Origin of the sequence: Bradyrhizobium sp. KB893862 SZCCT0404 (assembly GCF_018130885.1) — a bacterium.
Taxonomy (GTDB): domain Bacteria; phylum Pseudomonadota; class Alphaproteobacteria; order Rhizobiales; family Xanthobacteraceae; genus Bradyrhizobium; species Bradyrhizobium stylosanthis.
Window position 1 is genome coordinate 774,399 of record NZ_JAFCLT010000001.1, and the last position, 25,511, is coordinate 799,909.

Annotated in this window: 27 protein-coding genes; 14 read left to right on the forward strand and 13 right to left on the reverse strand. The window is 65.9% G+C overall.

The window, feature by feature from the left end; all coding sequences use genetic code 11:
- The first annotated feature begins 144 nt into the window (after nt 1-144).
- The 4 genes from JQ617_RS03915 (at nt 145) to JQ617_RS03930 (ending at nt 3,931) form a co-directional block, all read left to right on the forward strand.
- Nucleotides 145-1,068 carry a division plane positioning ATPase MipZ gene (locus JQ617_RS03915; protein WP_063682960.1) on the forward strand — a complete coding sequence of 308 codons (924 nt, stop codon included), beginning with the start codon at nt 145-147 and terminating at the stop codon, nt 1,066-1,068.
- Nucleotides 1,069-1,409: 341 nt separating this feature from the next.
- Complete coding sequence (locus JQ617_RS03920; RefSeq protein ID WP_212024548.1) at nt 1,410-2,270, forward strand: alpha/beta fold hydrolase; 861 nt, start codon at nt 1,410-1,412, stop codon at nt 2,268-2,270.
- Nucleotides 2,271-2,391: 121 nt separating this feature from the next.
- Complete coding sequence (locus tag JQ617_RS03925) at nt 2,392-3,138, forward strand: vWA domain-containing protein (protein WP_063682963.1); 747 nt, start codon at nt 2,392-2,394, stop codon at nt 3,136-3,138.
- A gap of 67 nt (nt 3,139-3,205) precedes the next feature.
- Nucleotides 3,206-3,931, forward strand: a complete 726-nt coding sequence (locus tag JQ617_RS03930) for a DnaJ domain-containing protein (protein WP_212024550.1) — start codon at nt 3,206-3,208, stop codon at nt 3,929-3,931.
- A gap of 213 nt (nt 3,932-4,144) precedes the next feature.
- On the opposite strand, the gene JQ617_RS03935 is transcribed toward JQ617_RS03930, so the two are convergent.
- Complete coding sequence (locus JQ617_RS03935; RefSeq protein WP_212024552.1) at nt 4,145-5,995, reverse strand: D-alanyl-D-alanine carboxypeptidase; 1,851 nt, start codon at nt 5,993-5,995, stop codon at nt 4,145-4,147.
- Nucleotides 5,996-6,383: 388 nt separating this feature from the next.
- Here JQ617_RS03935 and JQ617_RS03940 point away from each other — a divergent pair, with 388 nt between their 5' ends.
- From JQ617_RS03940 to clpA, 4 genes are all read left to right on the forward strand, one after another.
- On the forward strand, nt 6,384-6,719 hold the full coding sequence (locus JQ617_RS03940) for a phasin family protein (RefSeq protein ID WP_063682966.1): 336 nt from the start codon (nt 6,384-6,386) through the stop codon (nt 6,717-6,719).
- A 49-nt stretch (nt 6,720-6,768) separates the two neighbouring features.
- On the forward strand, nt 6,769-7,041 hold the full coding sequence (locus JQ617_RS03945; RefSeq protein ID WP_212024554.1) for a hypothetical protein: 273 nt from the start codon (nt 6,769-6,771) through the stop codon (nt 7,039-7,041).
- A gap of 355 nt (nt 7,042-7,396) precedes the next feature.
- Entirely contained in the window at nt 7,397-7,729 is a 333-nt protein-coding gene (gene clpS / locus JQ617_RS03950; protein ID WP_026312603.1) for an ATP-dependent Clp protease adapter ClpS, read from the forward strand.
- A gap of 283 nt (nt 7,730-8,012) precedes the next feature.
- Complete coding sequence (clpA, locus tag JQ617_RS03955; RefSeq protein WP_063682967.1) at nt 8,013-10,424, forward strand: ATP-dependent Clp protease ATP-binding subunit ClpA; 2,412 nt, start codon at nt 8,013-8,015, stop codon at nt 10,422-10,424.
- Nucleotides 10,425-10,494: 70 nt separating this feature from the next.
- On the opposite strand, the gene JQ617_RS03960 is transcribed toward clpA, so the two are convergent.
- The 6 genes from JQ617_RS03960 to JQ617_RS03985 all read right to left on the reverse strand — a co-directional run bounded on the left by JQ617_RS03960 (nt 10,495) and on the right by JQ617_RS03985 (nt 15,309).
- Entirely contained in the window at nt 10,495-10,953 is a 459-nt protein-coding gene (locus JQ617_RS03960; RefSeq protein ID WP_212024556.1) for a PEGA domain-containing protein, read from the reverse strand.
- Nucleotides 10,954-11,083: 130 nt separating this feature from the next.
- Nucleotides 11,084-12,505, reverse strand: coding sequence for an MFS transporter (locus JQ617_RS03965; RefSeq protein ID WP_212024558.1), 1,422 nt, complete (start codon nt 12,503-12,505; stop codon nt 11,084-11,086).
- A 148-nt stretch (nt 12,506-12,653) separates the two neighbouring features.
- On the reverse strand, nt 12,654-12,815 hold the full coding sequence (locus tag JQ617_RS03970; RefSeq protein ID WP_212024560.1) for a hypothetical protein: 162 nt from the start codon (nt 12,813-12,815) through the stop codon (nt 12,654-12,656).
- A gap of 71 nt (nt 12,816-12,886) precedes the next feature.
- On the reverse strand, nt 12,887-13,912 hold the full coding sequence (locus JQ617_RS03975; RefSeq protein WP_212024562.1) for an aldo/keto reductase: 1,026 nt from the start codon (nt 13,910-13,912) through the stop codon (nt 12,887-12,889).
- A gap of 117 nt (nt 13,913-14,029) precedes the next feature.
- On the reverse strand, nt 14,030-14,260 hold the full coding sequence (locus JQ617_RS03980; protein WP_212024564.1) for a hypothetical protein: 231 nt from the start codon (nt 14,258-14,260) through the stop codon (nt 14,030-14,032).
- Between the two features lie 92 nt (nt 14,261-14,352).
- Nucleotides 14,353-15,309: an AraC-like ligand-binding domain-containing protein gene (locus tag JQ617_RS03985; protein ID WP_212024566.1), complete on the reverse strand. Its 957-nt coding sequence runs from the start codon at nt 15,307-15,309 to the stop codon at nt 14,353-14,355.
- A 198-nt stretch (nt 15,310-15,507) separates the two neighbouring features.
- Between JQ617_RS03985 and JQ617_RS03990 the strand changes: the two genes are divergently transcribed.
- Together JQ617_RS03990 and JQ617_RS03995 are read left to right on the forward strand one after the other, a co-directional pair.
- Nucleotides 15,508-16,524, forward strand: coding sequence for a carbon-nitrogen hydrolase family protein (locus JQ617_RS03990; protein ID WP_212024567.1), 1,017 nt, complete (start codon nt 15,508-15,510; stop codon nt 16,522-16,524).
- Nucleotides 16,525-16,551: 27 nt separating this feature from the next.
- Nucleotides 16,552-17,592, forward strand: coding sequence for a phenylacetaldoxime dehydratase family protein (locus JQ617_RS03995; protein ID WP_212024569.1), 1,041 nt, complete (start codon nt 16,552-16,554; stop codon nt 17,590-17,592).
- Here JQ617_RS03995 and JQ617_RS04000 read toward each other — a convergent pair.
- A complete protein-coding gene (locus JQ617_RS04000) occupies nt 17,589-18,227 on the reverse strand; it encodes an HAD family hydrolase (RefSeq protein ID WP_212024571.1) in 639 nt (212 codons plus the stop codon). The genes JQ617_RS03995 and JQ617_RS04000 overlap by 4 nt on opposite strands.
- Nucleotides 18,228-18,298: 71 nt before the next feature.
- Nucleotides 18,299-19,315, reverse strand: coding sequence for a TRAP transporter substrate-binding protein (locus tag JQ617_RS04005; protein WP_212024573.1), 1,017 nt, complete (start codon nt 19,313-19,315; stop codon nt 18,299-18,301).
- A gap of 21 nt (nt 19,316-19,336) precedes the next feature.
- Between JQ617_RS04005 and JQ617_RS04010 the strand changes: the two genes are divergently transcribed.
- The 4 genes from JQ617_RS04010 (at nt 19,337) to tsaA (ending at nt 22,090) form a co-directional block, all read left to right on the forward strand.
- Entirely contained in the window at nt 19,337-20,377 is a 1,041-nt protein-coding gene (locus JQ617_RS04010) for a lytic transglycosylase domain-containing protein (protein WP_249156613.1), read from the forward strand.
- A gap of 101 nt (nt 20,378-20,478) precedes the next feature.
- Nucleotides 20,479-21,219 (forward strand): AzlC family ABC transporter permease, encoded by a 741-nt coding sequence (locus tag JQ617_RS04015; RefSeq protein WP_212024575.1) that lies wholly within the window; start codon nt 20,479-20,481, stop codon nt 21,217-21,219.
- Complete coding sequence (locus JQ617_RS04020) at nt 21,216-21,566, forward strand: AzlD domain-containing protein (protein ID WP_212024577.1); 351 nt, start codon at nt 21,216-21,218, stop codon at nt 21,564-21,566. The genes JQ617_RS04015 and JQ617_RS04020 overlap by 4 nt, the downstream gene beginning before the upstream one ends.
- Before the next feature lie 32 nt (nt 21,567-21,598).
- On the forward strand, nt 21,599-22,090 hold the full coding sequence (tsaA, locus tag JQ617_RS04025) for a tRNA (N6-threonylcarbamoyladenosine(37)-N6)-methyltransferase TrmO (protein WP_212024579.1): 492 nt from the start codon (nt 21,599-21,601) through the stop codon (nt 22,088-22,090).
- Nucleotides 22,091-22,281: 191 nt separating this feature from the next.
- Here the strand turns inward: tsaA and JQ617_RS04030 are convergent, their stop codons facing one another.
- The 4 genes from JQ617_RS04030 to JQ617_RS04045 form a co-directional block, all read right to left on the reverse strand.
- A complete protein-coding gene (locus JQ617_RS04030; protein WP_212024581.1) occupies nt 22,282-22,710 on the reverse strand; it encodes an HIT domain-containing protein in 429 nt (142 codons plus the stop codon).
- 52 nt (nt 22,711-22,762) lie between these two features.
- Nucleotides 22,763-24,004, reverse strand: coding sequence for a GNAT family N-acetyltransferase (locus JQ617_RS04035; RefSeq protein WP_212024583.1), 1,242 nt, complete (start codon nt 24,002-24,004; stop codon nt 22,763-22,765).
- Nucleotides 24,005-24,225: 221 nt separating this feature from the next.
- Nucleotides 24,226-24,972: a glycerophosphodiester phosphodiesterase gene (locus tag JQ617_RS04040; RefSeq protein ID WP_212024585.1), complete on the reverse strand. Its 747-nt coding sequence runs from the start codon at nt 24,970-24,972 to the stop codon at nt 24,226-24,228.
- Between the two features lie 5 nt (nt 24,973-24,977).
- Nucleotides 24,978-25,445, reverse strand: a complete 468-nt coding sequence (locus JQ617_RS04045) for a RidA family protein (RefSeq protein WP_014494672.1) — start codon at nt 25,443-25,445, stop codon at nt 24,978-24,980.
- Between the last annotated feature and the right edge of the window lie 66 nt (nt 25,446-25,511).

Sequence of the window (25,511 nt, forward strand, 5' to 3'; positions counted from 1 at the left end):
TGTGGGCCGGATCACAGACGAACGATGGCGCCGCTGTTCATGATAAAGAGCGGCGCACTGCTATTTGCATTTCCTGTCACGCATTTCACTTGACCGCAGACGCGGCCAACTCGAAGATATTGCTTAGGGGTGTTGAGGATCGCCATGCTTGTGCAGGCTAGCCAAAGCCAATCCGGCTCGGCGCACGTCGTTGTGCTTGGTAACGAGAAGGGCGGCTCTGGCAAATCGACCACCGCCTTGCACATTGCTGTTGCGCTTCTCAAGGCCGGCCAGCGCGTCGCCACCATCGATCTCGACTGCCGCCAGCAGAGCTTCACCCACTACATCAACAACCGCGCCGCCTGGGCTCGCCGCACCAAGCTCGACCTCGAGCTCCCGGTGCACCGCTGCATCAAGCTCGGCGAGACCATGCAGATCGCCGACAACGAGAACTCCGAGTTCCAGCAGTTCATGGAGGCGGTGTCGGCGGTCGAGAGCAGTTTCGATTTCATCGTCATCGATACGCCCGGCACCGACAGCTACCTGATGCGGCTCGCCCATTCGATGGCCGACACGCTGGTCACGCCGATCAACGACAGCTTCCTCGATTTCGACGTGCTCGGCACCGTCGATCCCGCCAGCTACGCGGTGACGGGCGAGAGCCATTATGCCGAGATGGTGCGGGACGTCAGGCGCAAGCGCCGCCAGCTCGACGGCTCGAGCACCGACTGGATCGTGGTGCGCAACCGCCTGTCGATGCTCGGCTCGCGCAACAAGCAGCTCGTCGCCGACGGCCTGAAGGATTTGTCGCTGCGGCTCGGCTTCCGCTATGTCGACGGCTTCGCCGAGCGCGTCGTCTACCGCGAATTCTTCCCGCGCGGCCTGACCGCCCTCGACGAGATCGACGAGGCCACGCTCGGCATGCGGCCCAATCTCGGCCATCTCACTGCGCGGGAGGAGGTGACGAGCCTGCTCCGCCAGCTCAAGCTGCCGCTCGACGAGCGCGGCCGGCGCCGTGCGGCAAATCGCGCCGAGTGGTTCAGCCAGGTCGACAAGCCGCTTGAGGTTCACGACATCCTCGGCGCCTGAGGCGGTATAAGGCTACTTCCGGTCCATCCATATGGTTGGTTCCTGCGGGAACCAGACCGGAGCTTGGCCGTTTCACCCCATGTTTACTGCGAAATTGAACCCCATCGCGACCGGTTGCGTCCGATAGTGACCTGCACCCTGACGTAGCCGTAAAAGAACGGGGTGCCCACGAAACGAGTGCGGCGCACAATGAAAGGGCTGATAGTTCACAATATTTAGCCTTCCTGTCACGCGGCTGTGACATATATTAGGGAATAGGCGACCAGGGGCCGAAGAGCCTCGGAAGAACACGATTTTCAACAGGGTATTCAGGCCGCAAGAGCCTGAGGCTGAGGACGAAAATGAAGCGTGGAATTGCCGTTCTGGTTTCGGTCAGTGCCCTCTGTGGCGTCGCCTATTTCACGGCGAGCAAGTGGGCGATCAAGCACGAGACCATCACCTTCTACGACGCTTCGCGCGACAATCGTCCCGTGCCTGTCGACATCGCGATCCGTCGCGACAAGGAAATGCAGGCCAATGCCGGCATGATCACGCTGCCGGTCGCCGTGATCAATCACGGCAACACCGTCAAGAACACCGAGTACGGCTTCCTCGCCAACATGTTCGCTGCGCGCGGCTACATGGTCGTCAGCCCGCAGCATGATCTGCCGACCGATCCTCCGATGGTGACCAAGCCCGGCGAGCTCTATGTCGGCCGCCTGCCGCAGATCCTGCGCGGCGTCGCCAACATCCATCTCGCCATGCAGGAGCTGAAGAAGGTCCAGCCCAACGCCGACTACGACAAGGTGACGATGGTCGGTCACTCCATGGGCGGCGACATCACCATGTACTTCGCCAAGCAGTATCCGGACGAGGTCAAGAAGGTCGTCACGCTCGACAATCTGCGCGTGCCCTTCGTCACCGCCGGCAAGTTCAAGATCCTGTCGTTCCGCTCCCAGGATCCGCAGTTCAAGACCGATGCGGGCGTGATCCCGACGGACGAGGAATGCGAGAAGGCCGGCATTCAGGTCGTGAAGACCGAATTCCAGCATAACGACATGCGCGACACCGGCCCCGACGCAGCCAAGAACTCGATCCAGAGCATGCTCGACAAGTTCCTGAGCGCGACGGACAGCGAGCTGGCGCCGGTCGACACGCAATCGTCGCCGCCCAAGATCCTCGAGCCCGGCCCGGTCGCTCTGATGGCGCCTGCCAAGAGCTGACGCGTCGCTCATCATCCGTACCGACTTCGAAGCCTCCGCCGGCATCCGCCCGCGGAGGCTTTGCACATTGACCGGGCTCTTCGCGCGCACCACATTAGTCCCCCAGCTTGGTTGAGCAGCGATGTCGGGCGAACCCATCAAGCCGCGCGGTGATGCGGTTTCGACGAAGGCGGGCGGCGCGGTGCCGCAGGCCGGCGCGTCGACGTCGGAAGACATTGCCGCCTTCGTCGCCAGGGCCCGCGCGCTGTCACCGCATGCGCCCGGCGCGAAAGGGCGGTTGATCTTCGCGCTGGATGCGACGCTGAGCCGGCAGCCGACCTGGGACATGGCCTGCGCGCTGCAGGCCGACATGTTTCGCGAGACCGCGGCGCTCGGCAGCCTCGACATCCGGCTGGTCTATTACCGCGGCTACAACGAGTGCCGCGCGACGGGGTGGATCTCCGACAGCGCCAGGCTGGCGACGCTGATGAGCAAGATCGATTGCCGCGGCGGCGACACCCAGATCGGCAAGGTGCTGAGCGAGGCGCGGCGCGAGGCGGTTGCATCCGGCGTGCGCGCCGTTGTCTTCGTCGGCGATGCCATGGAGGAGAATGTCGACGAGCTCTGCGCCAAGGCCGGCGAGCTCGGCATGCTCAAGGTACCCGTCTTCCTGTTTCAGGAAGGCCACGACGCCGTCGCCGAAAAGGCCTTCCGCGAGATCGCACGACTGACCGGCGGCGCCTGGTGCCGATTCGATCCGGGGGCTGCGGCGCAGCTGCGCGAGTTGCTGCGGGCGGCTGCCGCCTATGCCGCCGGCGGCCGCGAGGCGCTGTTGAAGCTGGCCGGCAGCGTGAGCGGCGCGGCGATGTTGATCGGCCAGATGAAGTAGCGCGCCGCGCGATCTGCGTGATCGAAGACGCCATGCTTTTTGACGCGAGGACGACTATATTCCGGCCATGACCCTGATCGCCGGCGCCGTCGCCGTTATCACGCTTTATCTGCTGCTCCAGATGTTCCGCTCGGCCAATCCGGCGGTGCTGGCGCGTACCATCAAGTTTGGCGGCGGCGTGGTGGCGCTGGCGGTCGCGGCCTTCACGGGCCTGCGCGGCGAGCTTGCGGTCGCGATCCCGCTCGGGATTTTCGGCGCCGGGCTGCTCGGCTGGACGCCTCTGGCGAATGCCGGCTTCGGCAATGTCGGCGGCCTGTTCGGCGGCGGCGCGGCGCGCCCGACCGGTCAGGCCTCGCGGGTGCGCTCGTCGTTCCTGGACATGCGGCTGGACCACGATTCCGGCCGGCTCGGCGGCCAGATCATTGCCGGCCCTCATGCCGGGCGCGATCTCGACGAGTTCGATCTCGCCGGCCTCTTGGCGATGGTCCCGGCGTTCGACGCCGAGAGCGTGGCCTTACTTGAAAGCTATCTCGACCGCCGGTTTCCCGCTTGGCGTCAGAACGCGCAGGGCAATGCGGCAGGGGGGCAGCGCCGTACGGCGACGAGCGGCAAAATGACGGCGGAGGAAGCCTATCAGATCCTTGGCCTGCAGCCGGGCGCGGGGCGTGACGACATCAGCCGGGCTCACAAGTCCCTGATGAAGAAACTCCATCCCGACCAGGGGGGCTCGACGTATCTCGCTGCCCGGGTAAACGAGGCCAAGGATACTCTGCTTCGCACGCATAACGGCTAACTCCGGCACCACGCTACAAACGCCCGTACCCGCGTGAGCTCCGTTTGCTCTGTTCTCGCCCGATGCCCGCCATTGTCGGCGTGGTCGATCCCTTGAGTAAAAATTTAACCGTAAATCGTTGACGAGAGGTTGTCGCGGAACAGGCTTCCGCGCATGCCGAAAACAAAAATGCCCGCGCAAGGCGCGGGCATTTTTTCGAAGCGATGCGGAAAATCAGTTGCGGACGGTGATGCAGGAGATGTCGGCGCGCTTCAGGGCGCGGCAGACGGCTTCGGCCTGGTCGCGCTCGAGGCCTGCGAAGCGGGCACGGTAGAGCTTGCGATTGTCCTTGGCGAGGACGGGCTCGGTGAACGGATCGGCCTTGCTGAGCAGGCCGCGGGCCGAGCTGCGCGCGGCGTCGATGCGCTGCTGGGCTTCGTTCTCGCTCTCGAGCGCGCCGACCTGGACGATCCAGCCGCTATGGGTGACGGCCGGCTTGGTGGTGGCGCTCATCTGGATCGGCTGCGGCGCCGGATCGGCGGAGGCGAGCTTCGGAGCGGCCTGGGCGGGCGCAGAGGCGGTCGCGGCCGGCAGCACGCCGAGGATGCCGTTGCCGGTGCCGAAGCCGGCCGGCTGGCGCGGCAGCTCGGCACGGGCGAGGTCCGCCTTCGGCGCTTCCGGCTGGCTCTGGGGCTCGGGCTTGTTGATCAGGTCGGCCCGGGCGACGACGGCGCCGGAGGTTTCCGCGACGTCGGAGCGGGAGGCAATCGTGCTGGTGACTTGCGGAGCAACCTGGGCCGGGGCGGCGGAAGCGACCTTCACGGCACCGGCCTTGACCTGAACGGTCTTGACCCGGACCGGCTTCATCGGTTCGGACGAGCCGGGGATGATCGAGAGCGGCTGGCTCGAGATCACGCCGTTGGTGAGCGGTGCTGGCTCGATCTTGGATTCAGTCGGCCGAACCTCGGGCTTGCTGGCTTCCGGCTTGGGCGGGGCCGGCGGCACCGCAGCCGTCGCCGCGGCAAGGGTCGAGAGGCGCGCAGCGAGACGGGACGGGGCGGATTCGGGAGCAGGGGCGGCAGCGGCCTGAACCGGCGCGGCGGGCCGGGCCGGCGCATCCGACGCATCGGCGACCTCGGCAGCGGCGTCAGCGCCGTTACGCTCGGTGACGGCGACGACGGTACGGGTGGTCGCGCCCTTCTCGAGGTTCTCCGCGAGCAGGTTGCGCATGATGGCATCGCGCGAGCCGCCACTGCGGCCGCCCAGCACCACGCCGATCAAATGGCGGTTGCCGCGGCGCATCGAGCTGACGAGGTTGAAGCCGGAGGCACGGGTGTAGCCGGTCTTGATGCCGTCCACGCCTTCCACGCTACCGAGCAGGTGATTGTGGTTGCGGATCGACTGGCCGCGCCAGTTGAACGTCGAGGTGGCGAAATAGCGATAGTAGCGCGGGAAGCGCTCCTGGATGGCGCGGCCGAGCGTGGCCTGGTCGCGCGCGGTCGTGACCTGCTCGTCGTTGGGAAGGCCGTTGGCGTTGCGGTAGACCGTGCGGGACATGCCGAGCGAGCGCGCCTTGCGCGTCATCATCTGGGCGAAGTCGTCCTCGTCTCCGGCGATCGCTTCGGCGATGACCACGGCGGCGTCGTTGGCGGAGCGGGTGACGAGACCCTTGATCGCGTCCTCGACGCGAATGGTCTGGCCGGGACGCAGGTTCAGCTTGGTCGGATCCTGGTCGGCAGCGTGCTGGGACACCGGCATCTCGGTGTCGAGCTTCATCTTGCCGGACTCCAGACGCTCGAACAGCAAATAGAGCGTCATGATCTTGGTGAGCGAGGCGGGGTGGCGGATTCCGTCGGGGTTGTTCGACTGCAGCACCGCGCCGGAATTACCGTCGACGATGATGGACGCGAATTTCGGGCTGGAGCTCTCGGATACGTCGCGCTGCACCCGGTGGTGCGCGTAATGACGCCGGTGGCGCCGCGCATCGGCAGCGTCAGTGGTGAAGATGACTGCGGTGGTGACCGTAAGAAGCCCGAAAACGCCAACCCGCGCCAAGCGCGAGGAAGACAAGTTTTTACGAAGCATGGAACCCCGTCCCCGTTTCTGACTAGATCACCGGCTCGTGAGGCGAAATTGTGCCCATGGGACCCGGGATCATTACCTGCTCAGGCTGTCCCTCCGCTGGTGTTCGCCGCGGGAGACGTTGGGCCTGAGCCGCTATTCTGGCTAAGGTGATGTTCTCAAACGGCTTTTGGCCGAATGCGGAAGCTGAACACGTCCAGGGAATCAGGGTAGGGGCCTGCGGTTTCCAAAAGCTTAAGGAACCCTTGCGGGAAACCCCGGGAATCTCAGCGATTTGCATCTAGTTTTGTGCGTCGCACAAGATTCTTGACTTTTTTGTGCGTTGCACTAATTATGGGCACGGTCAGGGAGCCGGGGCTTCCCGACGAGAGCCAGGGAAAAGGATTCCGAAATGTTCAAGGTTGAAGACTTTCAGAACTACGGGAAAGAGCACTTCGAGCAGTGCGTTGCCTCCGCGACCTCGGTGCAGCACGGCCTCCAGGCGATCGCCAGCGCCTATGGCGACTACACCAAGAAGTCGTTCGAAGACACCAAGTCCTTCGTCGAGAAGCTTTCCGGCGTGAAGTCGCTGGACAAGGCCGTCGAAGCGCAGACCGAGTTTGCCCGTTCCGCCTACGAGACCTTCGTTGCGGAGTCGCAGAAGATCGCCGGCCTCTACAGCGACCTCGCCAAGCAGGCGTTCAAGCCGGTCGAGACCGTCGTGTCGAAGTTCACCCCGGCCAACTAATCCCTTTCCGGATATCTGGAAGCAAAGCCCGGCTGAACAGCCGGGCTTTTTGTTTGTCGCGATGGATCGTCCCGGGGCCGAGCGCGGCCTCGAACGGCATGGTCCGTTCGACGTCTCTCAGGTCGAGCCGGTCGGCAGCGCGCGCAATGTCGCGGCACGCGGTTCGCTTCCGGCGTTAACCAGCAAGCCGATCATGATGGTCGTCGGCCCCGATGTTCGCCGACTGTCTTCCAGGCGATTCAGTGGCGATGGGTTGGTCCGTAAAAATCCGGAGATGATTCCGCGCGAAAGCGTCGCAGCCCGGTTGCCAACCGGTTCCTGATCAATACGTTCTAACCATGTGGCGCGGAAATTTTTGTCAAACCGGCCCGGATTGATTAACCTCGGTCAGGATCGTCCGGATCGGGAATCGGGACCGTCGCGGCCGCATCGGCCGGACCTTCGCACGCTTGCGGCGAAGGGGGGCCGGGCCCATATTGCTGACGACCGATACGGCTTGGACCGGACCGGTTGGAAGCGGCGATCCAACGAGGCGGCGCGCCTGTGTGAAGCTCCCAAGCCTGGGGCTCCGCGGCGGACCGTCATACGCTTCCGTGGGGAATTTGAACGCCTGAGCCATGCCGCAACTGACTTCCAGATTCGACCTGTCCGCGGCCACCGCCGCCGTCGCTCCCCGGATGAGCAATGACGAGAACCGTTCCGGCAACCCGACGGGGCCGAACACCTCTGTCATCACCAAGGTCAAGCCGAAGACCAAGCGGCCGAACCTGTACCGCGTGCTGATCCTGAACGACGACTACACGCCGATGGAATTCGTCGTGCACGTGCTGGAGAAGTTCTTCCAGAAGGACGTCGAGGCGGCGACCAAGATCATGCTGCACGTTCACCATCACGGTATCGGCGAGTGCGGCGTGTTCACCTACGAGATCGCCGAGACCAAGGTGACGCAGGTGATGGACTTCGCCCGCAAGCACCAGCATCCGCTGCAATGCGTGATGGAAAAGAAGTAGTCGCGCGTTCGCGTTCTTTAGAGTGGTTCTGTTCGTGTGCCGTGTGATGGCAGCACATCCTGCTGCATGATCCCGCTTAACATCGCGCCGACTTCAACCTGCCCAAATGGGTAGTTCTGCCCAAATCGGAACGGGTTTTGCATCGAAAATACCGCAGGCGTGTTGCTTGCCCAGTCGCGGAACCGGTCTTTCGCGGCGGTCTTGTATAACTATATGTGACAAAGGTTGTTGTTGCCTGACCGGGCGATCACGACCATGATGGTGGGGGCCATAGAGGACGCGAATGCCGACTTTTTCCCAAAGCCTTGAACAATCCCTGCATCGTGCGCTGGCGATCGCAAACGAGCGTCATCACCAATACGCGACGCTCGAGCATCTCCTGCTCTCCCTGATCGACGACTCCGATGCAGCCGCCGTCATGCGCGCCTGTAGCGTCGATCTCGACAAGCTCCGCACGAGCCTCGTCAATTATCTTGAGACCGAATTCGAGAACCTGGTGACGGATGGCGCCGATGACGCCAAGCCGACCGCCGGTTTCCAGCGCGTGATCCAGCGCGCGGTGATCCACGTTCAGTCGTCGGGTCGCGAAGAGGTGACCGGCGCCAACGTGCTGATCGCGATCTTCGCCGAGCGCGAGAGCCATGCCGCGTACTTCCTGCAGGAGCAGGACATGACGCGCTACGACGCCGTCAACTACATCAGCCACGGCATCGCCAAGCGGCCGGGCGTCTCCGAGGCGCGGCCCGTGCGCGGCGTCGACGAGGAGACCGAGACCAAGGGCAACGAGGACGCCAAGAAGAAGGGCGAGGCGCTCGAGACCTATTGCGTCAACCTCAACAAGAAGGCGCGCGACGGCAAGATCGATCCGGTGATCGGACGCAATTCCGAGATCAACCGCGCGATCCAGGTGCTGTGCCGCCGGCAGAAGAACAATCCGCTGTTCGTGGGTGAAGCCGGCGTCGGCAAGACCGCGATCGCGGAAGGTCTTGCCAAGCGCATCGTCGACAGCGAGGTGCCGGAGGTTCTGGCAGCCGCGACCGTGTTCTCGCTGGACATGGGCACGCTGCTCGCCGGCACGCGCTATCGCGGTGACTTCGAGGAGCGTCTCAAGCAGGTGCTCAAGGAGCTCGAGGCGCATCCCAACGCCATCTTGTTCATCGACGAGATCCACACCGTGATCGGTGCGGGCGCGACGTCGGGCGGGGCGATGGATGCCTCGAACCTGCTCAAGCCGGCGCTGGCCTCGGGCACGATCCGCTGCATGGGCTCGACCACCTACAAGGAATATCGTCAGCACTTCGAGAAGGACCGCGCGCTGGTGCGGCGCTTCCAGAAGATCGACATCAACGAGCCGACGGTCGAGGACGCCATCGCAATCCTGAAGGGCCTCAAGCCGTACTTCGAGGACTACCACCGTCTCAAGTACACCAATGAGGCGATCGAGGCTGCGGTGCAGCTCTCCTCGCGCTACATCCACGACCGCAAGCTGCCCGACAAGGCGATCGACGTGATCGACGAGTCCGGCGCGGCGCAGATGCTGGTCGCCGAGAACAAGCGCAAGAAGACCATCGGCATCAAGGAGATCGAGACCACGATCGCCTCGATGGCGCGGATCCCGCCGAAGAGCGTGTCGAAGGACGACGCCGAGGTGCTCAAGCATCTCGAGCAGACCCTGAAGCGCACCGTGTTCGGTCAGGACAAGGCGATCGAGTCGCTGGCAGCTTCGATCAAGCTGGCACGCGCCGGCCTGCGCGAGCCGGAGAAGCCGATCGGCTGCTACCTGTTCTCGGGTCCCACCGGCGTCGGCAAGACCGAGGTCGCGAAGCAACTGGCGGCAACGCTCGGCGTCGAGCTGCTGCGCTTCGACATGTCCGAGTACATGGAGCGGCACACCGTGTCGCGCCTGATCGGCGCGCCTCCCGGCTATGTCGGCTTCGACCAGGGTGGCTTGCTGACCGACGGCGTCGACCAGCATCCGCATTGCGTGGTGCTGCTCGACGAAATCGAGAAGGCGCATCCCGATCTCTACAACGTGCTGCTCCAGATCATGGACCACGGCCGGCTCACCGACCACAACGGCAAGCAGGTCAACTTCCGCAACGTGATCCTGATCATGACCACGAATGCGGGCGCGGCGGATCTGGCCAAGCAGGCGTTCGGCTTCACGCGCTCGAAGCGGGAAGGCGACGACCACGAGGCGATCAACCGGCAGTTCGCGCCGGAATTCCGCAACCGTCTCGATGCCATCGTCTCGTTCGGCCATCTCAGCGTCGAGGTGATCGGCACCGTGGTCGAGAAGTTCGTGCTTCAGCTCGAGGCGCAACTCGGCGACCGCGACGTCACCATCGAGCTGTCGGAGCCCGCCAAGACCTGGCTGGTGCAGCATGGTTACGACGAGCAGATGGGCGCACGTCCCATGGCCCGCGTGATCCAGGAGCACATCAAAAAGCCGCTCGCCGACGAGGTGCTGTTCGGCAAGCTCAAGGGCGGCGGCCATGTTCGCGTCGTTCTCGTCAAGGACGAGGCTGACGAGACCAAGGAGAAGATCGGCTTCGAGTTCCTCGATGGCCCGGTGACGCCGAAGCAGGAAAAGCTGCCCGGCACCCGCAAGCGCCCGCCTGGCAAGCCCAACAAGCCGGGCGGCCCCGGCGGCTCCAAGGGGCCGACCTCCAAGGGACCGCTGGTCAAGGCGTGATCGGCGCGCAATGAAATCGAAAAGGCCGGCTGAGAAGCCGGCCTTTTTGTTTGCGTCCGCCGTGCGGGCTCTAGGTGCCGGTGTCCGGCGCAGCCGCAGCGGGCGGCCGTGGTTTCTTCGGCGCGGGCGGCCGCGCGCGGGCAGGGGCGGATGGCTGCATGGTTACGATGACCGGATTGGGCTTGTGATCGGTCGCAGCTCCGGTTGCCGCATCGACGCCCATGCCGACGACGCCACCGAGCAGGAGATTGCCGGCGAAGCCCGCGGCGCCGCCGGTCTGGATGTCCCGGGTGAGCGGCACGATTTGCGGCTCATAGCCTTCCTTCTGGAAGGTGATGGAGATGTCGGCGTTGCGCTTGACGACCACGGAGCAGGGGGTCGTGCAGGTGGTCGGAACTTCCATTCCGCTGACCACGGCTTCCACGCCTGAAGGTGTCGATGAGATGCTGATATTTTCCGTCGTGCCGCGCGTGACAGACGCGCAGCCGCCCAGCATGACGCTGAGCGCCACAATTCCAAATGAACGCATGAAATGCCCCTTTTTCCCGGCGCCAATCAAGCGCAACCGGAGCGGGAGGGCAATAGGTCATAGGTCCGGATAGTTAAGCCACGCACAAGTTGCGGGAGAGGATGGAGATCGCCTCTGGCGTGGGCACCTGCTATTCGCCGCGCAGGCGCTGATCGTCCTGCACCCGGACATGCTCGGCGCCGCGCGCGCCCGTAGGAGACAGCCGCAGCATGCTCAGCATCGCGCCGCAGAGCGCAAATCCGACGCCGGTGAGAAGCGCCAGCCGCGTTCCGTCGACCGGATAGCGGCCGAGCAGCAGCGCCACCAGCGCAGCACCCGTCGTCTGCCCGAGCAGCCGCGCCGTGCCCAGCATTCCGCTGGCGCCGCCGGCGCGTTCGCGCGGGGCGGCTGCGATCATGGTGCGGTTGTTGGGCGTCTGGAACAGGCCGAAGCCGGCGCCGGCCAGCGCCATCCGCCAGATCACGTCGAACGGTGTGGGCGCGGCCGGCAGGAAGGCGAGCGCGGCGAGGCCGCAGGCGAACAGCGTCAGCCCGATGCCGCCGAGCAGGCCCGCCGGATAGCGCTCGACCAGGCGCCCGGCCAGCGGCGCGGCGAATGCCACCGCGATCGGCCACGGCGTGATCAGCAAGCCCATATGCACCGCCGAATAGCCGAAGCGGCTCTGCAGGTAGAAGGGGATCGCGACGAAGGCCAGCATCTGCCCGCAGAACGAGGCGATCGAGGTCGCGATCGACAGCGCGAACACCGGGATCCGCAGCAGGTCGACCGGCAGCAGCGGCGAGGTCATGTGGGTTTCGCGATAGACCAGCATCGCGCCCGCGATGATGGCGATGGCAAACTGGATGAGGCAGGTGATCGCGGCCTCGCCGTGACCGACACTGTCGACGGCCGCAATGCCGACGCCGAAGGTGATGGCGGACAGGCCGGCGCTTTGCCAGTCGAAGGAACGGCTGGCCGGCGTCGTGTGCGGCAGACTGCGCAGGCCGAGCAACAGCGTCACCGCGCCGAGCGGCACGTTGATGGCGAACAGCCAGGGCCAGCTTCCGACGGCGAGGATGCCTGCGGCAAGCGTCGGGCCGACCGCGGCCGAGAAGGCGACGACGAGAGCGTTGAGCCCGATGCCGCGGCCGAGCTGGCTGCGCGGATAGGTGAAGCGCACCAGCGCCGCGTTGACGCTCATGATGCCGGCGGCGCCAAAGCCCTGGATGATGCGCGCGATCGTCAGCAGCGGCAGCGTATGGGCCAGCGCGCAGAAGGCGGATGCGAGCGTGAACAGCACGAGCCCGACCAGATAGACGCGGCGATAGCCGACGATCTCGCCGAGCGAGGCCAACGGCAACAGCGAGATCGTGATCGCGAGCTGATAGCCGTTGACGATCCAGATCGAGAAGGCCGGGCTGGCATTGAGGTCGGTCGCGATCGTCGGCAGCGCGACATTGGCGATGGCGCTGTCGACCACGGCCATGATGATGCCGAGTGCGATCGTCAGAACCGCGTAGTTGCGCTGCGGTTGCGGCAGGCCGTCGGCATGTTCGATCGGTGCGGACGACATGATGGTGGCGCGGTTGATTTGGGCCGTGGTGCGTCTCCGGATTAGGAAATTGCAGGCTGGATCGCAACCCGGCAGAACCACGGACGGTTCCAGCGCCCGCGGCAGGCCTGCCGTGCGGCAAAATGGGTTGGAAAACGCCGCCGCCGGACTACCAGCGCCCCGTCCACTTTCCGAAGATGTAGAACGTCACGAGGCCGAGCGTCACCGCGGTCGAGGCGGCGATGACGGTGCGATCCCAGTCGATGCGCGTCCGCTCGGCGCGGTTGAGACTGAGCACCGCGAACAGGGCCTTCATGGCAAATCGGTGCATCGGAAGCCTCGCGAGGGCCGCAGGATGGCACGGCCGACGCAGGCGGGCTTGATGCAGCTCAAGGGCGGTCGCTACACCGCCGGCGGATTGCGATCGGTGAAGGTGGTGCGCTGGTGCCAGTAGGGATAGGGCAGCGTCACCTTGCTCGCGGCATCGAGCTTGGCCATCTGGTCCTTGGTCAATGACCAGCCGACCGCGCCGAGATTCTCGCGCAGCTGCGCCTCGTTGCGCGCACCGATGATCAGCGTCGAGACGGTGGGGCGCTGCAGCAGCCAGTTGAGAGCGATCTGCGAGACGCTCTTGCCGGTCTCCTTCGCGATCTCGTCGATCGCGTCGACCACGCGATAGACGTGCTCGTCCGGCACGGGCGGGCCGAACTCGGCGGTCTTCGGCAGGCGGCTGACTTCGGGCTTCGGCTGGCCGCGCCGGATCTTGCCGGTGAGGCGTCCCCAGCCGAGCGGCGACCACACCACTGCGCCGAGGCCCTGGTCGACGCCGAGCGGCATCAGCTCCCATTCGTAGTCGCGGCCGATCAGCGAATAATAGGTCTGGTTGGCGACGTAGCGCGGGAAGCCGTGCTTGTCGGCAACATTGAGCGACTTCATCAGGTGCCAGCCCGAGAAATTCGAGACGCCGACGTAACGGATCTTGCCGGCGCGCACCAGCACGTCGAGGGTCGAGAGCACCTCTTCGGGCGGCGTGAAGGCGTCGAAGCCATGGAGCTGGAACAGGTCGATGTAGTCGGTGCCGAGCCGGCTCAGCGAACCGTCGATGGCCGCGAGCAGATGCTGCCGCGACGAGCCGATGTCGTTGGGGCCGTCGCCGAAGCGGAAGGTGGCCTTGGTCGAGATCAGGACCTTGTCGCGGCGGCCTTTGATGGCCTCGCCGAGCACGCGTTCGGACTCGCCGAGCGAATAGACGTTCGCGGTGTCGAACATCGACACGCCGGCCTCGAGGCAGATGTCGAGAAGGCGTCGCGCTTCGGTCGCGTCCGTCGTGCCCCAGGCCGCGAGGCGGCCGACGCCGCCGAACGTGCCGGTCCCAAGACTCAAAGCGGGCACCATGAGGCCGGACCGGCCCAAGCGTCGGTATTCCATCGATATGCTCCTCGGCTGGCCGCTGATTGATCGGCGCGGCCTTTCGTTCGGGATGTTAGTGCAAGCAGGCGCGCCGTCCTACGACGCGCTCACATACCGGCCTTGCTTGGGAGCGGGCTAGTCGTGCCGAAGCATGTCATCGAAGGCCGTATCGGCAACGCGCGTGCCGACCGGATTCGATGCAGCCAGAGCCTCAATTCTTGTTGAAGGAGAACAGGCGGCATCGCCATCATGCGGCTGCCGCGGCAACAAGGTGAGGCTCCAGCCGACGAGAACCAGCATCGCGAGCCGGAATGCGATCGCGCCCAGCAGCAGCTCCGATCCGCTTATGGTGGCGTTGCTCCTCATGTGCCACAGCCTGCGGCAGGCCGGACGGCAAGACAATCTGCAATTGGCGAGCGCTGCCTTCGTCCCGAACGAAGGCTCCGCGTGATAGCTGCTCAGTGCGGCAACTGGCTCTGCCTGAACTCGCGCGGCGACATCCCGAAATGTTCGCGGAAGACGCGGCCGAAATGCGAGAGGTCGTTGAAGCCCCAGGCGAATGCGATCTCGCTGATGTGGCGATGGGTGAGCACGGGCGAAACGAGGTCGCGCCGGCATTGGCCGAGACGTTCGGCGAGAACGTGGCGCTGGAACGACGTCTCCTCGTCGGCGAGGAGATCGTTCACGTAGCGAGGCGAGATGCCGAGCGCGGCTGCAGTCTCGGCCAGCGAGAGGTCGGGGTCGGCGAGATGCGCGCGGATATGGGCCTTCAGCCGGTAGAGCAGGGCGGAGCGATGGGTCGAGGATGGCAGCGTGGTCTTGCCGAGCCGCTCGCTCAGCGCCATCGCCAGCAGGTCGACGGCCTGCTCCGACAGGGCGGCCGCATTGTTCGGCGCGAGACGGTCCGCGCTCTGGCAGAGCCTGATGATGAAATCATAGGCGAGCCGTTCCAGCGGTGCATCGGCGCCGAACGAGATCGCGGTGAGAGTCTCGGTGGCACCTAACCGGCGCTGCAGCATCTCGCGCGGCACCTTGAAGATGGTCTGGGTGAAGCTGTCGTTGAACTTCAGCTCATAGGGGCGCGTGGTGTCGTAGAGCGCGAACTCGCCGGGATGGATCACGGTCTCGCGGCCGTCCTGCACCACACAGCCGTCGCCGCGATTGCCGAGCGCGACGAGGACAAAATCCTGATCCGAGCGCGCGATGCGCGAGGGTGTGCGGAACACATGCTGGCGGTCGGAGCAGACGTCGGAGCACACCGCCTTGCCGAGCGAGGCTTGCGTCACCGAGCCGTGGAAGGCGCTGCCGAGGTCGGACTTGCAGTCGAGCCCGACGAAGACGTCGCAGACGATGTCCTGCCAGAGGGCGAGCCGCCGGTAGCCGGGGCTGCCGTCGGTCGTGAACTGGATAGTCATCGGCAAGCCTCCCTGTCCCATCCCCGCAAAGCCGCATGTTGGTGCCGGTCAAGCCTGACCTGAGGCAAATCCCGTACCGGGGCGGCGGTCCCTTCCAGTCGAGTTTTTGTTCCGCCGCGGTCGAGCGCCCGGCCGCCCGGCTTGGCCAAATAGACTGCATCGGACGAGGTCCGCGATCAACCGGCAATGGAGGCGGCCATGGGCATCGAACATCCCAAATACAAGGTGGCGGTGGTGCAGGCGGCGCCCGCCTGGCTCGATCTCGACGCCTCGATCGACAAGTCGATCGCGCTGATCAAGGAGGCGGCCGAGAAGGGGGCGAAGCTGATCGCCTTCCCGGAAGCTTTCATCCCCGGTTACCCCTGGCATATCTGGATGGACTCGCCGGCCTGGGCGATCGGCCGCGGCTTCGTGCAGCGCTATTTCGACAACTCGCTGTCCTATGACAGCCCGCAGGCCGAGCGCCTGCGCGACGCGGTCCGAAAGGCGAAGCTGACGGCGGTGATCGGCCTGTCCGAGCGCGACGGCGGCAGCCTTTACCTCGCGCAGTGGCTGATCGGGCCTGACGGCGAGACCATCGCCAGGCGCCGCAAGCTGCGGCCGACCCATGCCGAGCGCACCGTCTATGGCGAAGGCGACGGCAGCGATCTCGCCGTGCATGCGCGGCCCGACATCGGCCGGCTCGGCGCGCTGTGCTGCTGGGAGCATCTCCAGCCGCTGTCGAAATACGCGATGTACGCACAGAACGAGCAGGTGCATGTCGCGGCCTGGCCGAGCTTCTCGCTCTACGATCCCTTCGCGCCGGCGTTAGGGGCGGAAGTGAACAATGCCGCGTCCCGGGTCTATGCGGTGGAGGGCTCGTGCTTCGTGCTGGCTCCGTGCGCGACGGTGTCGCAAGCAATGATCGACGAGCTCTGCGACCGGCCGGACAAGCACGCGCTGCTGCATGCCGGCGGCGGCTTTGCCGCGATCTACGGCCCCGACGGCAGCCAGATCGGCGACAGGCTCGCGCCGGACCAGGAGGGGCTGCTGATCGCCGAGATCGATCTCGGCGCCATCGGCGTTGCAAAGAACGCCGCCGATCCCGCCGGGCATTATTCGCGGCCCGACGTGACGCGGCTGCTGCTCAACAAGAAGCGCTACCAGCGCGTCGAGCAGTTCGCGCTGCCGGTGGACACGATCGAGCCCACGGACATTGCCGCGGCGGCGAGCTGATCGCCGCAACCAAGGGGAGGACACGGCATGGAATCCGCAATCCCTCTGCATCTCGAAACCCCGCGCACGCGCCACAAGCGCGTGCCGGACGATTACCGGCCGCCATATCCGTCCTTCGTGGCGCGCTACAAGCCGGCCGTGAATCGCGTCGTGATGGCCTATTTCGGCCTGCAGTATCGTGGTGCGGCGCCGCCCGGCGCAATGGAGGCGCTGAGGGACCTTGCAGGGCTGTTCGCGGGCGAGGGTGGTCCGTCCCATTGGGACCGCGCGCAATACGCCGACCAGGCCGGCTACGAGACCATCGTCACGGTTGCCTATTGGGACGACGTCGTGCGCTTCGATGCCTGGTTCGCACCGGCGCGGGAGGCGTGGACCGGCAAGGCGCGGGAAGGCATCGGTACCTTTATCGAGGTGCTGCGTCCCGTCGTGGCGCGGCACGAGACGCTGTTCTCCTCGCCCGACCGGCCCGAAGGTGTTGCCGTCATCGCGGATGGCATGAGCGGCGAGGTGCAGGAGCACGCCTATTGGGGTGGCATGCGCGACCGCATTCCGCTGTCGCAGACCGACGCGATGTCACCGGGCGGTAGCCCGGAGCTGATCCGCGACGGCGCGCGCCTGCGCGTCAAGGCGCATGAGAATCTCTGCCTGATCCGCTCCGGGCAGGACTGGAGCGACACCGAGGCGTCCGAGCGAAAGCTCTATCTCGACGACGTCGAGCCGGTGCTGCGCGAGGGCATGGACTTCTTGCAGAACGACGGCCTCGCCATCGGCTGCTACGCCAATCGCTACATGAATGTGATCGCGGCCGACGGCAGCGTCAGCGAAAAGTCCTACGGCCAGAGCTGGTGGAAAAGCCTCGCCGCGCTGGAGCGCTGGGCGGAGTCGCATCCGACCCATGTCAGGATCTTCGGTGCGGCGATGAAGTATCTCTCGACGCTCGGGCCGTCAGCGAAGCTGCGGCTCTATCACGAGGTCACGGTGGCGGCCGCCGACGAGCAGTTCTTCGAATATCTGAACTGCCACGCCAAGACGGGGATGCTCACAGCGGTCGAGACTGTGACCGCTTAGGCAACGCAGTGGCCGAGCAGCTCGGGATGGGCGGCGCAGATGTGATGCGCTCCGGCGTCCCGCAGCTCGGTCTCGCTGCCATAGCCGTAGAGCACGCCGATCGCGGTCATGCCGTTGGTACGGGCGCCGACGACGTCGTGGCTGCGGTCGCCGATCATGATCGCCTGCCGCGGATCGACCTTGGCCTCGTCGAGCGCGTAGCGCAGCAGGTCGCGCTTGTCGACGCGCGTGCCGTCGAGCTCCGAGCCGAACACCCGCTCGAAATACGGCTTCAAGCCGAAATGTTCGACGATGCGGGAGGCGTAGACCGCGGGCTTGCTGGTCGCCACGAACATGCGCGGCGTCGTCGCCGCAAGCGTCGTCAGGGTGTCCACGATGCCGGCATAGGCCTCGTTCTCGAACAGCCCGATATCGGAAAAACGCTCGCGGTAGAGCAGCAGCGCGCGGTCCGCGAGTTCCGCGCTGCCGGTGAGCTTCTGCAGGCTGGCATGCAGCGGCGGCCCGATGCACCAGGTCAGCTCGTCCTCGCTCGGGACCTTGAGGCTCAGCCGCTCCAGCGCGTACTGGATCGAGCGGGTGATCCCGGGCTTCGGGTCGGTCAGCGTGCCGTCGAGATCAAAATAGATCGTGGTCATCAGGGCGGAACCGGCGTTGAGACTGCCGCCCGTTGCTAGTTGGCTGGGCCCTCAAGTCAAGCCCCGTTGCGTCATTGCTGCCGGGCCCAGGCGACGATGGCGGCGGCGTCCGGGCCGGCCTGGGCCTCCCAGGCGGTGATCGTGCCTGACGCGGCGCTGCGCAGGGCGGCGACGAGGGATTGCGGCGCGGGCTCGACGATGCTCACGCCGTTCTCGCGCATGCGCGCGTAATTCTCGGCGGTGCGATGGGCGAGCAGCGCGAACTGGCGCTGTTCGGTCTCGGCAGCGGCCGCCAGCACCTCGCGCTGCATCGGCTCTGACAGCGCGGCAAAGTCCTCGCTGCGGACGAAGGCGATCGAGACCGGCATCGCATAGTTGATGGCGGTGAAATGCGGCAGGAAGTCCCACAGTTTTCGCCCCGCGCCGCCGTCGCCGGAGGTGAGGAAGGCGTTGAGCTGATGGTCCTTCAGGCCGGCCAGCGCCTTGTCCATCGGCAGGAACTGCGCATTGGCGCCGGCCGCGCGCATCACCGCGCTGGAGTTGGCGTCATAGGCCCGCAAATTCAGCTTCGCCAGATCGTCGGCACCCGTAAGCGCATGATCCGACCAGAGGCCGGTCGCCGGCCAGATCGTCAGATAGAGCAGCTTGAGGCCGCGCGCGGCGAAGGCCTTCTCGTAGAGCGGGCGTGCCCGCGCGTTGGTGGCCCGGGCGAGATCGACCGATTGCACCACAAAGGGCAGGGTGGACAGACCGAGCACCGGGTCGAGGCCGGACAGTGCGCCTGCGAAGGCATCGCCGCCGGCGATGCGGCCATCCAGCGCGGCGCGCGGCATTTCGCCCGAGCTGATCTTGAGCTCGTTGTCGAAGGCGTTAGCTACGGTCACGAAACCGTTTGTGCGCGCCGCGACGCGATCGGCGAAAGTGGTGAGGCCGATCCCGGAAATGTTGTTTTGCGGGTATTCCGTGGTCATCCGCCAGCTGACCTGCGCCAAGGCCGGCGCGGCGGACAGGACGAGAGAGGCGAGGATCAGGATCGCGCGGATCCGTTTGGCGAGGAAACGCGTTGGGCGAAGCAGGTCAGGCAGCATATATTGGCAACTCGTTGAACCATGGCACGATGCCACGACATGGCGGATCATCTTGTCGCATGCCGCGCCGCAGCGCGCCACGTTGATGCTTGGGCAGTGTTGGCGCGGATTGCATCAATCCTCATAGCCGCACTGCTCGTCTCGACGTCGCGCGTTGCAGCCTGGGACAGCTCCCCGGCAAAAACCAACGTCGCCGTTCCCAGCGTCGAGGAGCTCGCGGTGGCGCCGCAGAAGCCCGCGGATGCGCGCGAGAGCGACACGCGGGAATCGATCTGCCTGATCGTCGAAGCCGCCGCACGCGATGCCAGCCTGCCGCTGGAATTCTTCGCCCGCGTGATCTGGCAGGAAAGCCGCTTCCAGGCCGATGCGGTCGGGCCCATGACGCGCAGCGGCGAGCACGCCCAGGGGATCGCGCAGTTCATGCCGGGCACCGCCAGCGAGCGCGGGCTGCTCAATCCCTTCAACCCGGTGCAGGCGCTGCCGAAGTCGGCCGAATTCCTGAACGAGCTGCGCAACCAGTTCGGCAATCTCGGCCTTGCCGCAGCCGCCTACAACGCCGGTCCGCGCCGCGTGCAGGAATGGCTCGCCGGCACCGGGCCGATGCCGGAGCAGACCCGCAACTATGTCTACGCCATCACCGGTACGAGCGTTGACGCGTGGGCCAAGGCAGGCAGCACCGGCAAGGGGCCACCGAGCTCGCCGCCCACCAGCTGCCGCGATCTCATGGCGCTGTTGAAGCGCGCGCCAAATCCGTTCGTCGCCGAGCTCGAGCAGCATGTCGAGCTTGCCGCGGCCAAGATCTGGGGCGTGCAGCTTGCCGCCGGCTTCGACCGCAACAAGGCGCTGGCGATGTATTCCCGCGCGGTCACGCATCTGAGCGCGGTGATCGGCGAGCGCGATCCGAGCCTGCTGCGCTCGGTGATGCGCAGCCGCGGCACGCGCGCGTTCTACCAGGTGCGGATCGGCGCGGACACGCGTAGCGAGGCGGATGATCTGTGCAACCGCATCCGCAAGGCGGGCGGCGCCTGCTTCGTGCTGAAGAACAGAGGTGTAACAGGCTAAGGGCCTTGCGCGCATGCCAGCCCCGCCTGGGCCTTCCTTGACGCGAGGCGCTACATTGCCCGTTATGCAGGCACGATTCCGCAACTTCAGCCGGCCGTTCCGTGGCGCTCCCTCCGCTCGATTCCCCTCAATGGCAAAGTCCCTTGCGCGCCTTCGGTTGGGGGCTGCGCTCGATCACGCAGACGATCCTCACGCTCGTCCTGTTCGCGACTTATCTCGGCATCGGCGCGCTGGCCCATGACAGCCATTTCAGCCTGCTCTGGGCGCTCTGCTCGACGCTGTTCGTCTGGGCGGGACCGGCGCAGATCATCCTGATCACCACGCTCGGCTCGGGCGCCACCATCATCCAGTCGGCGATTGCCGTCACCGTCAGTGCGATCCGGCTGTTTCCCATGGTGGTCTCGGTGCTGCCGCTGATGCGCACGCCGACGACCAGGCGGCGTGAGCTGTTCTTTGCGGCGCATCTCACCGCCGTGACGCTGTGGGTCGAATGCCATCGCTTCCTGCCGCAGGTGCCGCGCGAGCGGCGGATCGCCTTCGTCAACGGACTTGGCTTCGGTCTGGTCTCGGTGTGCCTCACCGCCAACACGGTCGGCTATTTCCTCGCCGCCAACCTCACGCAGACGCTGGGCGCGGCGATCCTGATGCTGACGCCGCTGTCGTTCCTGTTCTCGACGGCACGCAACAGCCGCGAGGCCGCCGATGTCGTCGCGCTGGCGCTCGGCGTCCTGCTCTATCCGCTGGCCGCGAAGATGAACTCGGGCCTCGACATCCTCGTCAGCGGGCTTGTGGCCGGCACCATTGCCTATGGTGTGCATTGGTGGCGGGAGGTGCGCGCATGAGCTACGCGCAGCTCATCGGCGACTGGCAGGCGCTCGTCGTGCTGTTCGTCGCCGGCGTCGTTCCCAACCAGATCTGGCGCATGCTGGGCCTGTGGTTCGGCGGCGGCATCGACGAGGGCTCAGAGCTGCTGGTCTGGGTGAGGGCGGTCGCAACCGCCATCCTGGCCGGCGTCATCGCCCAGATCGTGGTCCAGCCGCCGGGGGCGCTCGCTAGCGTGCCCGATGCCCTGCGCTACGGCGCGGTCGGCGCCGGCCTCGTCGTGTTCCTGCTGAGCCGCCGCTCGATCTTCGCGGGCGTGGTGACGGGCGAAGTCTTCATGCTGGTCGGCAAGTGGTGGTTGGGCTAAAACCGCTTCCGACAAGCCAAGGAACAGGAAATATGGTTCGCGAAAACGAGCTCCGCGAAGGCGAGGTCGCCATCGAGCTGCCGTCCACCGAGGATGCCGGCCTCGTCTTCATCGGCCGCATCCGCACGCCCTGGACGTCGCGGCTGGAGACGCCGCGCCAGGGGCGCCAGGACGGCCCGATCTGCCGCCTCGTGATCTACGAGCCGTTCGTGCCGGCCATCAAGGGCGTCGACTTCTACAGCAATCTTGAAGTGCTCTACTGGCTTGACCGGTCGCGGCGCGACATCATCCTGCAGAGCCCGAAGAACAACGAGAAGACCCGCGGCACGTTTTCGCTGCGCTCGCCGGTGCGGCCCAACCCGATCGGGACGTCGATCGTCAAGCTGGTCGGCATCGAGGGCAATGCCATTCTGGTGCGCGGCCTCGATTGCATCGACAACACGCCGCTGATCGACATCAAGCCCGACCGCTGCGAGTTCACCCCGCTGGCCGCACCGCAGCCGGGCGATTTCCAGACGGAGTGAGGTCTCTCCTCCGTCATTGCGAGGAGCCCTTGCGACGAAGCAATCCAGACTGTCTCCGCGGAAAGATTCTGGATTGCTTCGCTCCGCTCGCAATGACGAGTGGAGAGAGCTCGTAGCCCGCATCGAGCGCAACGAAGTGCGGCGAAGGTCCCGGATTGCGCTGCGCTCCATCCGGGCTACGGGGCTGACACCTACCCCGCCTTCAACGCCGCGATCAGCTTGGTCGCGTTCTCTTCCAGCACCTTGACGTCTTCCTTGCGGCTCGCGGGCGGCAGCATGGCGACGCCGTCGTGGCGCGGCATCACGTGCATGTGCAGGTGAAACACGACCTGGCCGCCGGCGGCCTCGTTGAATTGCTGCACTGTGATGCCGTCGGCCTTGAACGCCTTCATCGCGGCAGCCGCGATCTTCTTCGCGCCGCGGGCGACGTGAGCGTAGTCGTCGGGCGCGATGTCGAGGATGTTGCGGGCAGGGGCCTTCGGGATCACCAGCGTGTGGCCGGGGACGCGCGGCATGATGTCGAGGAAGGCGAAGACGTGCTCGTCCTCGTACACCTTGTGGCAGGGCAGCTCGCCGCGCAGGATCTTTGCGAAGATGTTGTTGGTGTCGTAGGCGGTCATGGCGGCGGCTCCCAAGATTTTCGCGCTTACTGTCACCAGCGACGGCAAACCGTCAAGGCGCCTCGTCGGCGCCTTTGCGGAACGGGCCGAGCTCGGCGAGCTCCCGTCCGGCCTCGGCGACATAGGCGCGCTCGCGCTTGAGGTAATCGTCGATGGCGCGGCGGAGGCCCGGATCGGCGATGAAGTGGGCGGAGTGGGTCGTCTTCGGCAGGTAGCCGCGCGCGATCTTGTGCTCGCCCTGCGCGCCGGCTTCGACATTCCCAAGGCCATGTTTGATGGCGAAATCGATCGCCTGGTAGTAGCAGACCTCGAAATGCAGGAAGGGATGATGCTCGACCGCGCCCCAGTTGCGGCCGAACAGCGTGTCCGAGCCGATGAAGTTGATCGCGCCCGCGATCCAGCGGCCGTTGCGGCGGGCCATCACCAGCAGCACGTCCTCTGCCATGGTCTCGCCGACCAGTGAGAAGAACTCGCGCGTCAGATACGGCCGGCCCCATTTGCGCGAGCCGGTCTCCATGTAGAACATGAAGAACGCGTCCCAGGCATCCTCGGTGATGTCCTTGCCGGTGAGCCAGTGGATGGTGATCCCCGCGGCGAGCGCGTCGCGCCGCTCGCGCTTGATCGACTTGCGGTGGCGCGAGTTCAGCGTAGCCAGGAAATCGTCGAAGCCGGAAAAGCCCTCGTTGTGCCAGTGGAACTGCTGGTCGGTGCGCTGGAGGAAGCCGTGCTCGGCGAGCAGCTTCCATTCCGCCTCGCGCGCGAAGGTGACGTGAACGGACGAAGCCTTGCTGACGCCGCACAGCGCCACGAGCCCGCTTGCGAGCGCGTCCGTGATGCGCTCGCGATCGACGCCGTCGCGGACGAGCAGCCGCGGCCCCGTCGCCGGCGTGAAGGGAACCGAGACCTGGAGCTTCGGGTAATAGCGACCGCCCGCGCGCTCATAGGCGTCGGCCCAGCCGCGGTCGAAGACGTACTCGCCCTGGCTGTGCGATTTCAGATAGCAGGGCACGATTCCGGCGACGCGGCCGTCGAGCTTGGCCACGAGATGCCGGGGGCCCCACCCGGTGCGGATCGTCGCCGAACCCGATTTCTCAACGGCCGACAGAAAGGCGTGCGAGACGAACGGGTTATAGGCGGGTCCTAAGAGGCCGAGAGAATCGCCTGGGAGGGGGGATGAGGTTCCGTTGCCAACCCCAGTGCAGCGGCCGCCGGGATTGGCGCAGGCGTCCCAATCCTCTGCAGACACTTCATCGATGGAAGGGACCGCCTCAAGCGTGATTTCAGATGATGCCATCGTGCCCAAGATCGTGCATTGCAGCAGCGACTTCAAGAGGGCGGGAACTGACACTCTCGTGCCCCAGACGCAGTGCAGCGCCCCCGGCGATGCGAAGCATCGTCCGGTGCGGTGCGCTGCGGAGCCGGGGCCCATCTCACCGCGCAGCGCGCCACCTTCTGGGTCCCGGCTCTGCGCAGCGGCGTTTCACGCCGCAGCGCGTCCGGGACACGAATGTGTGGTTACGGCACGAACCCCTCGAAGATCATCTGATCGGCATACTGCCCGACCCGCGTCCGCTGCTCGCTCGTGCGCACGGTCCAGCCGAGCAGGGCGCAGCCGAAGACGTTGCGGGCGATCCAGGGGGCGGGGGCCGGCAGGTGATCGACCTTGAAGGCGACGAAATGCGGCTGGGTCCGGAGGCCGTGGCGCAGGTACAGCATGCTGTCGCGCTGCTCCTGCGTCAGGTAGGCCCAATATTCGTCCTCGTAGCTCCGCTGCGCGACGATGCCGCGCGGGCGGTTCGGCAGCAGCTCGCGCAGCGCCAGCACCTGGTCCGGATCGAAGGACATGCCGACGGCAGGGCCCTGATAGGACGCCAGCACCTCGGCCATCCGCGTCACCAGCTTGCGGTCGCCGCCGAAATGGCTCTTCACCTCGATCACCAGCGGCACCCGGCCGGCGACCATGGCGCAGAGGTCGGACAGCGACATCATGCGCTCGTCCGTGTCCTTGAACCTGATCGCCCTCAACTCAGCCGCCGTTTTCGAGACCACCTCGCCGGTGGCCTCGGTGAGGCGGCCGAGCGCGTGGTCATGGTGCACCATGGCCTCGCCGTCGGACGAGAGCTGGATGTCGACCTCGATCGAGAAATTGCCCGCGATCGCAGCCTGAACCGCGCCCGGCATGTTCTCGACGATGCCGCGGGAGATGTCGTGCAGGCCGCGATGGGCGACCGGCCGGGCTGTCAGCCAATCCGGAGCGCGCATGCGCGTCAGGCGACCTCGAACACGCCTTCGACCTCGACCGCCGCGTCCGCGGGCAGCGAGGCGACACCGACGGTGGTACGGGCATGCCGGCCCTTGTCACCGAAGGCGGCGACCATCAGGTCGGAGGCGCCGTTGAGCACCTTCGGCCCGTCCAGGAAGTCCGGCGCCGAGTTGATGAAGCCGCCGAGGCGCACCACGCGCACGACCTTGTCGAGGTCGCCGAGCGCGGCCTTGACCTGAGCCAGCAGATTGACCGCGCAGCCGCGCGCAGCGGCCGCGCCGTCCTCGATCGAGACGCCGGCGCCCAGCTTGCCCTTGGCGATCAGCTTGCCGGCGGGGTCGAAGCAGACCTGGCCCGAGACGAACAGCAGGTTACCGGTCCGCACGAACGGGACGTAGTTGGCGACGGGGGTGGGGGCCTCGTGCAGCTTGATGCCCTGTTCCGCCAGTTTCTGCTCGACCGTGCCCGCCATGTCCGACCTCGTTGTCCAAAAATCATTCATCCCGGCTCCCTTTGAGGCCGCCGGGCGCGCCCTGTT

Coding starts and splice junctions, on each gene's coding strand:
- JQ617_RS03915 (WP_063682960.1), top strand. CDS start 145: ATGCTTGTGCAGGCTAGCCAAAGCCAATCCGGCTCGGCGCACGTCGTT.
- JQ617_RS03920 (WP_212024548.1), top strand. CDS start 1,410: ATGAAGCGTGGAATTGCCGTTCTGGTTTCGGTCAGTGCCCTCTGTGGC.
- JQ617_RS03925 (WP_063682963.1), top strand. CDS start 2,392: ATGTCGGGCGAACCCATCAAGCCGCGCGGTGATGCGGTTTCGACGAAG.
- JQ617_RS03930 (WP_212024550.1), top strand. CDS start 3,206: ATGACCCTGATCGCCGGCGCCGTCGCCGTTATCACGCTTTATCTGCTG.
- JQ617_RS03935 (WP_212024552.1), bottom strand. CDS start 5,995: ATGCTTCGTAAAAACTTGTCTTCCTCGCGCTTGGCGCGGGTTGGCGTT.
- JQ617_RS03940 (WP_063682966.1), top strand. CDS start 6,384: ATGTTCAAGGTTGAAGACTTTCAGAACTACGGGAAAGAGCACTTCGAG.
- clpS (WP_026312603.1), top strand. CDS start 7,397: ATGAGCAATGACGAGAACCGTTCCGGCAACCCGACGGGGCCGAACACC.
- clpA (WP_063682967.1), top strand. CDS start 8,013: ATGCCGACTTTTTCCCAAAGCCTTGAACAATCCCTGCATCGTGCGCTG.
- JQ617_RS03960 (WP_212024556.1), bottom strand. CDS start 10,953: ATGCGTTCATTTGGAATTGTGGCGCTCAGCGTCATGCTGGGCGGCTGC.
- JQ617_RS03965 (WP_212024558.1), bottom strand. CDS start 12,505: ATGTCGTCCGCACCGATCGAACATGCCGACGGCCTGCCGCAACCGCAG.
- JQ617_RS03970 (WP_212024560.1), bottom strand. CDS start 12,815: ATGCACCGATTTGCCATGAAGGCCCTGTTCGCGGTGCTCAGTCTCAAC.
- JQ617_RS03975 (WP_212024562.1), bottom strand. CDS start 13,912: ATGGAATACCGACGCTTGGGCCGGTCCGGCCTCATGGTGCCCGCTTTG.
- JQ617_RS03980 (WP_212024564.1), bottom strand. CDS start 14,260: ATGAGGAGCAACGCCACCATAAGCGGATCGGAGCTGCTGCTGGGCGCG.
- JQ617_RS03985 (WP_212024566.1), bottom strand. CDS start 15,309: ATGACTATCCAGTTCACGACCGACGGCAGCCCCGGCTACCGGCGGCTC.
- JQ617_RS03990 (WP_212024567.1), top strand. CDS start 15,508: ATGGGCATCGAACATCCCAAATACAAGGTGGCGGTGGTGCAGGCGGCG.
- JQ617_RS03995 (WP_212024569.1), top strand. CDS start 16,552: ATGGAATCCGCAATCCCTCTGCATCTCGAAACCCCGCGCACGCGCCAC.
- JQ617_RS04000 (WP_212024571.1), bottom strand. CDS start 18,227: ATGACCACGATCTATTTTGATCTCGACGGCACGCTGACCGACCCGAAG.
- JQ617_RS04005 (WP_212024573.1), bottom strand. CDS start 19,315: ATGCTGCCTGACCTGCTTCGCCCAACGCGTTTCCTCGCCAAACGGATC.
- JQ617_RS04010 (WP_249156613.1), top strand. CDS start 19,337: ATGGCACGATGCCACGACATGGCGGATCATCTTGTCGCATGCCGCGCC.
- JQ617_RS04020 (WP_212024577.1), top strand. CDS start 21,216: ATGAGCTACGCGCAGCTCATCGGCGACTGGCAGGCGCTCGTCGTGCTG.
- tsaA (WP_212024579.1), top strand. CDS start 21,599: ATGGTTCGCGAAAACGAGCTCCGCGAAGGCGAGGTCGCCATCGAGCTG.
- JQ617_RS04030 (WP_212024581.1), bottom strand. CDS start 22,710: ATGACCGCCTACGACACCAACAACATCTTCGCAAAGATCCTGCGCGGC.
- JQ617_RS04035 (WP_212024583.1), bottom strand. CDS start 24,004: ATGGCATCATCTGAAATCACGCTTGAGGCGGTCCCTTCCATCGATGAA.
- JQ617_RS04040 (WP_212024585.1), bottom strand. CDS start 24,972: ATGCGCGCTCCGGATTGGCTGACAGCCCGGCCGGTCGCCCATCGCGGC.
- JQ617_RS04045 (WP_014494672.1), bottom strand. CDS start 25,445: ATGGCGGGCACGGTCGAGCAGAAACTGGCGGAACAGGGCATCAAGCTG.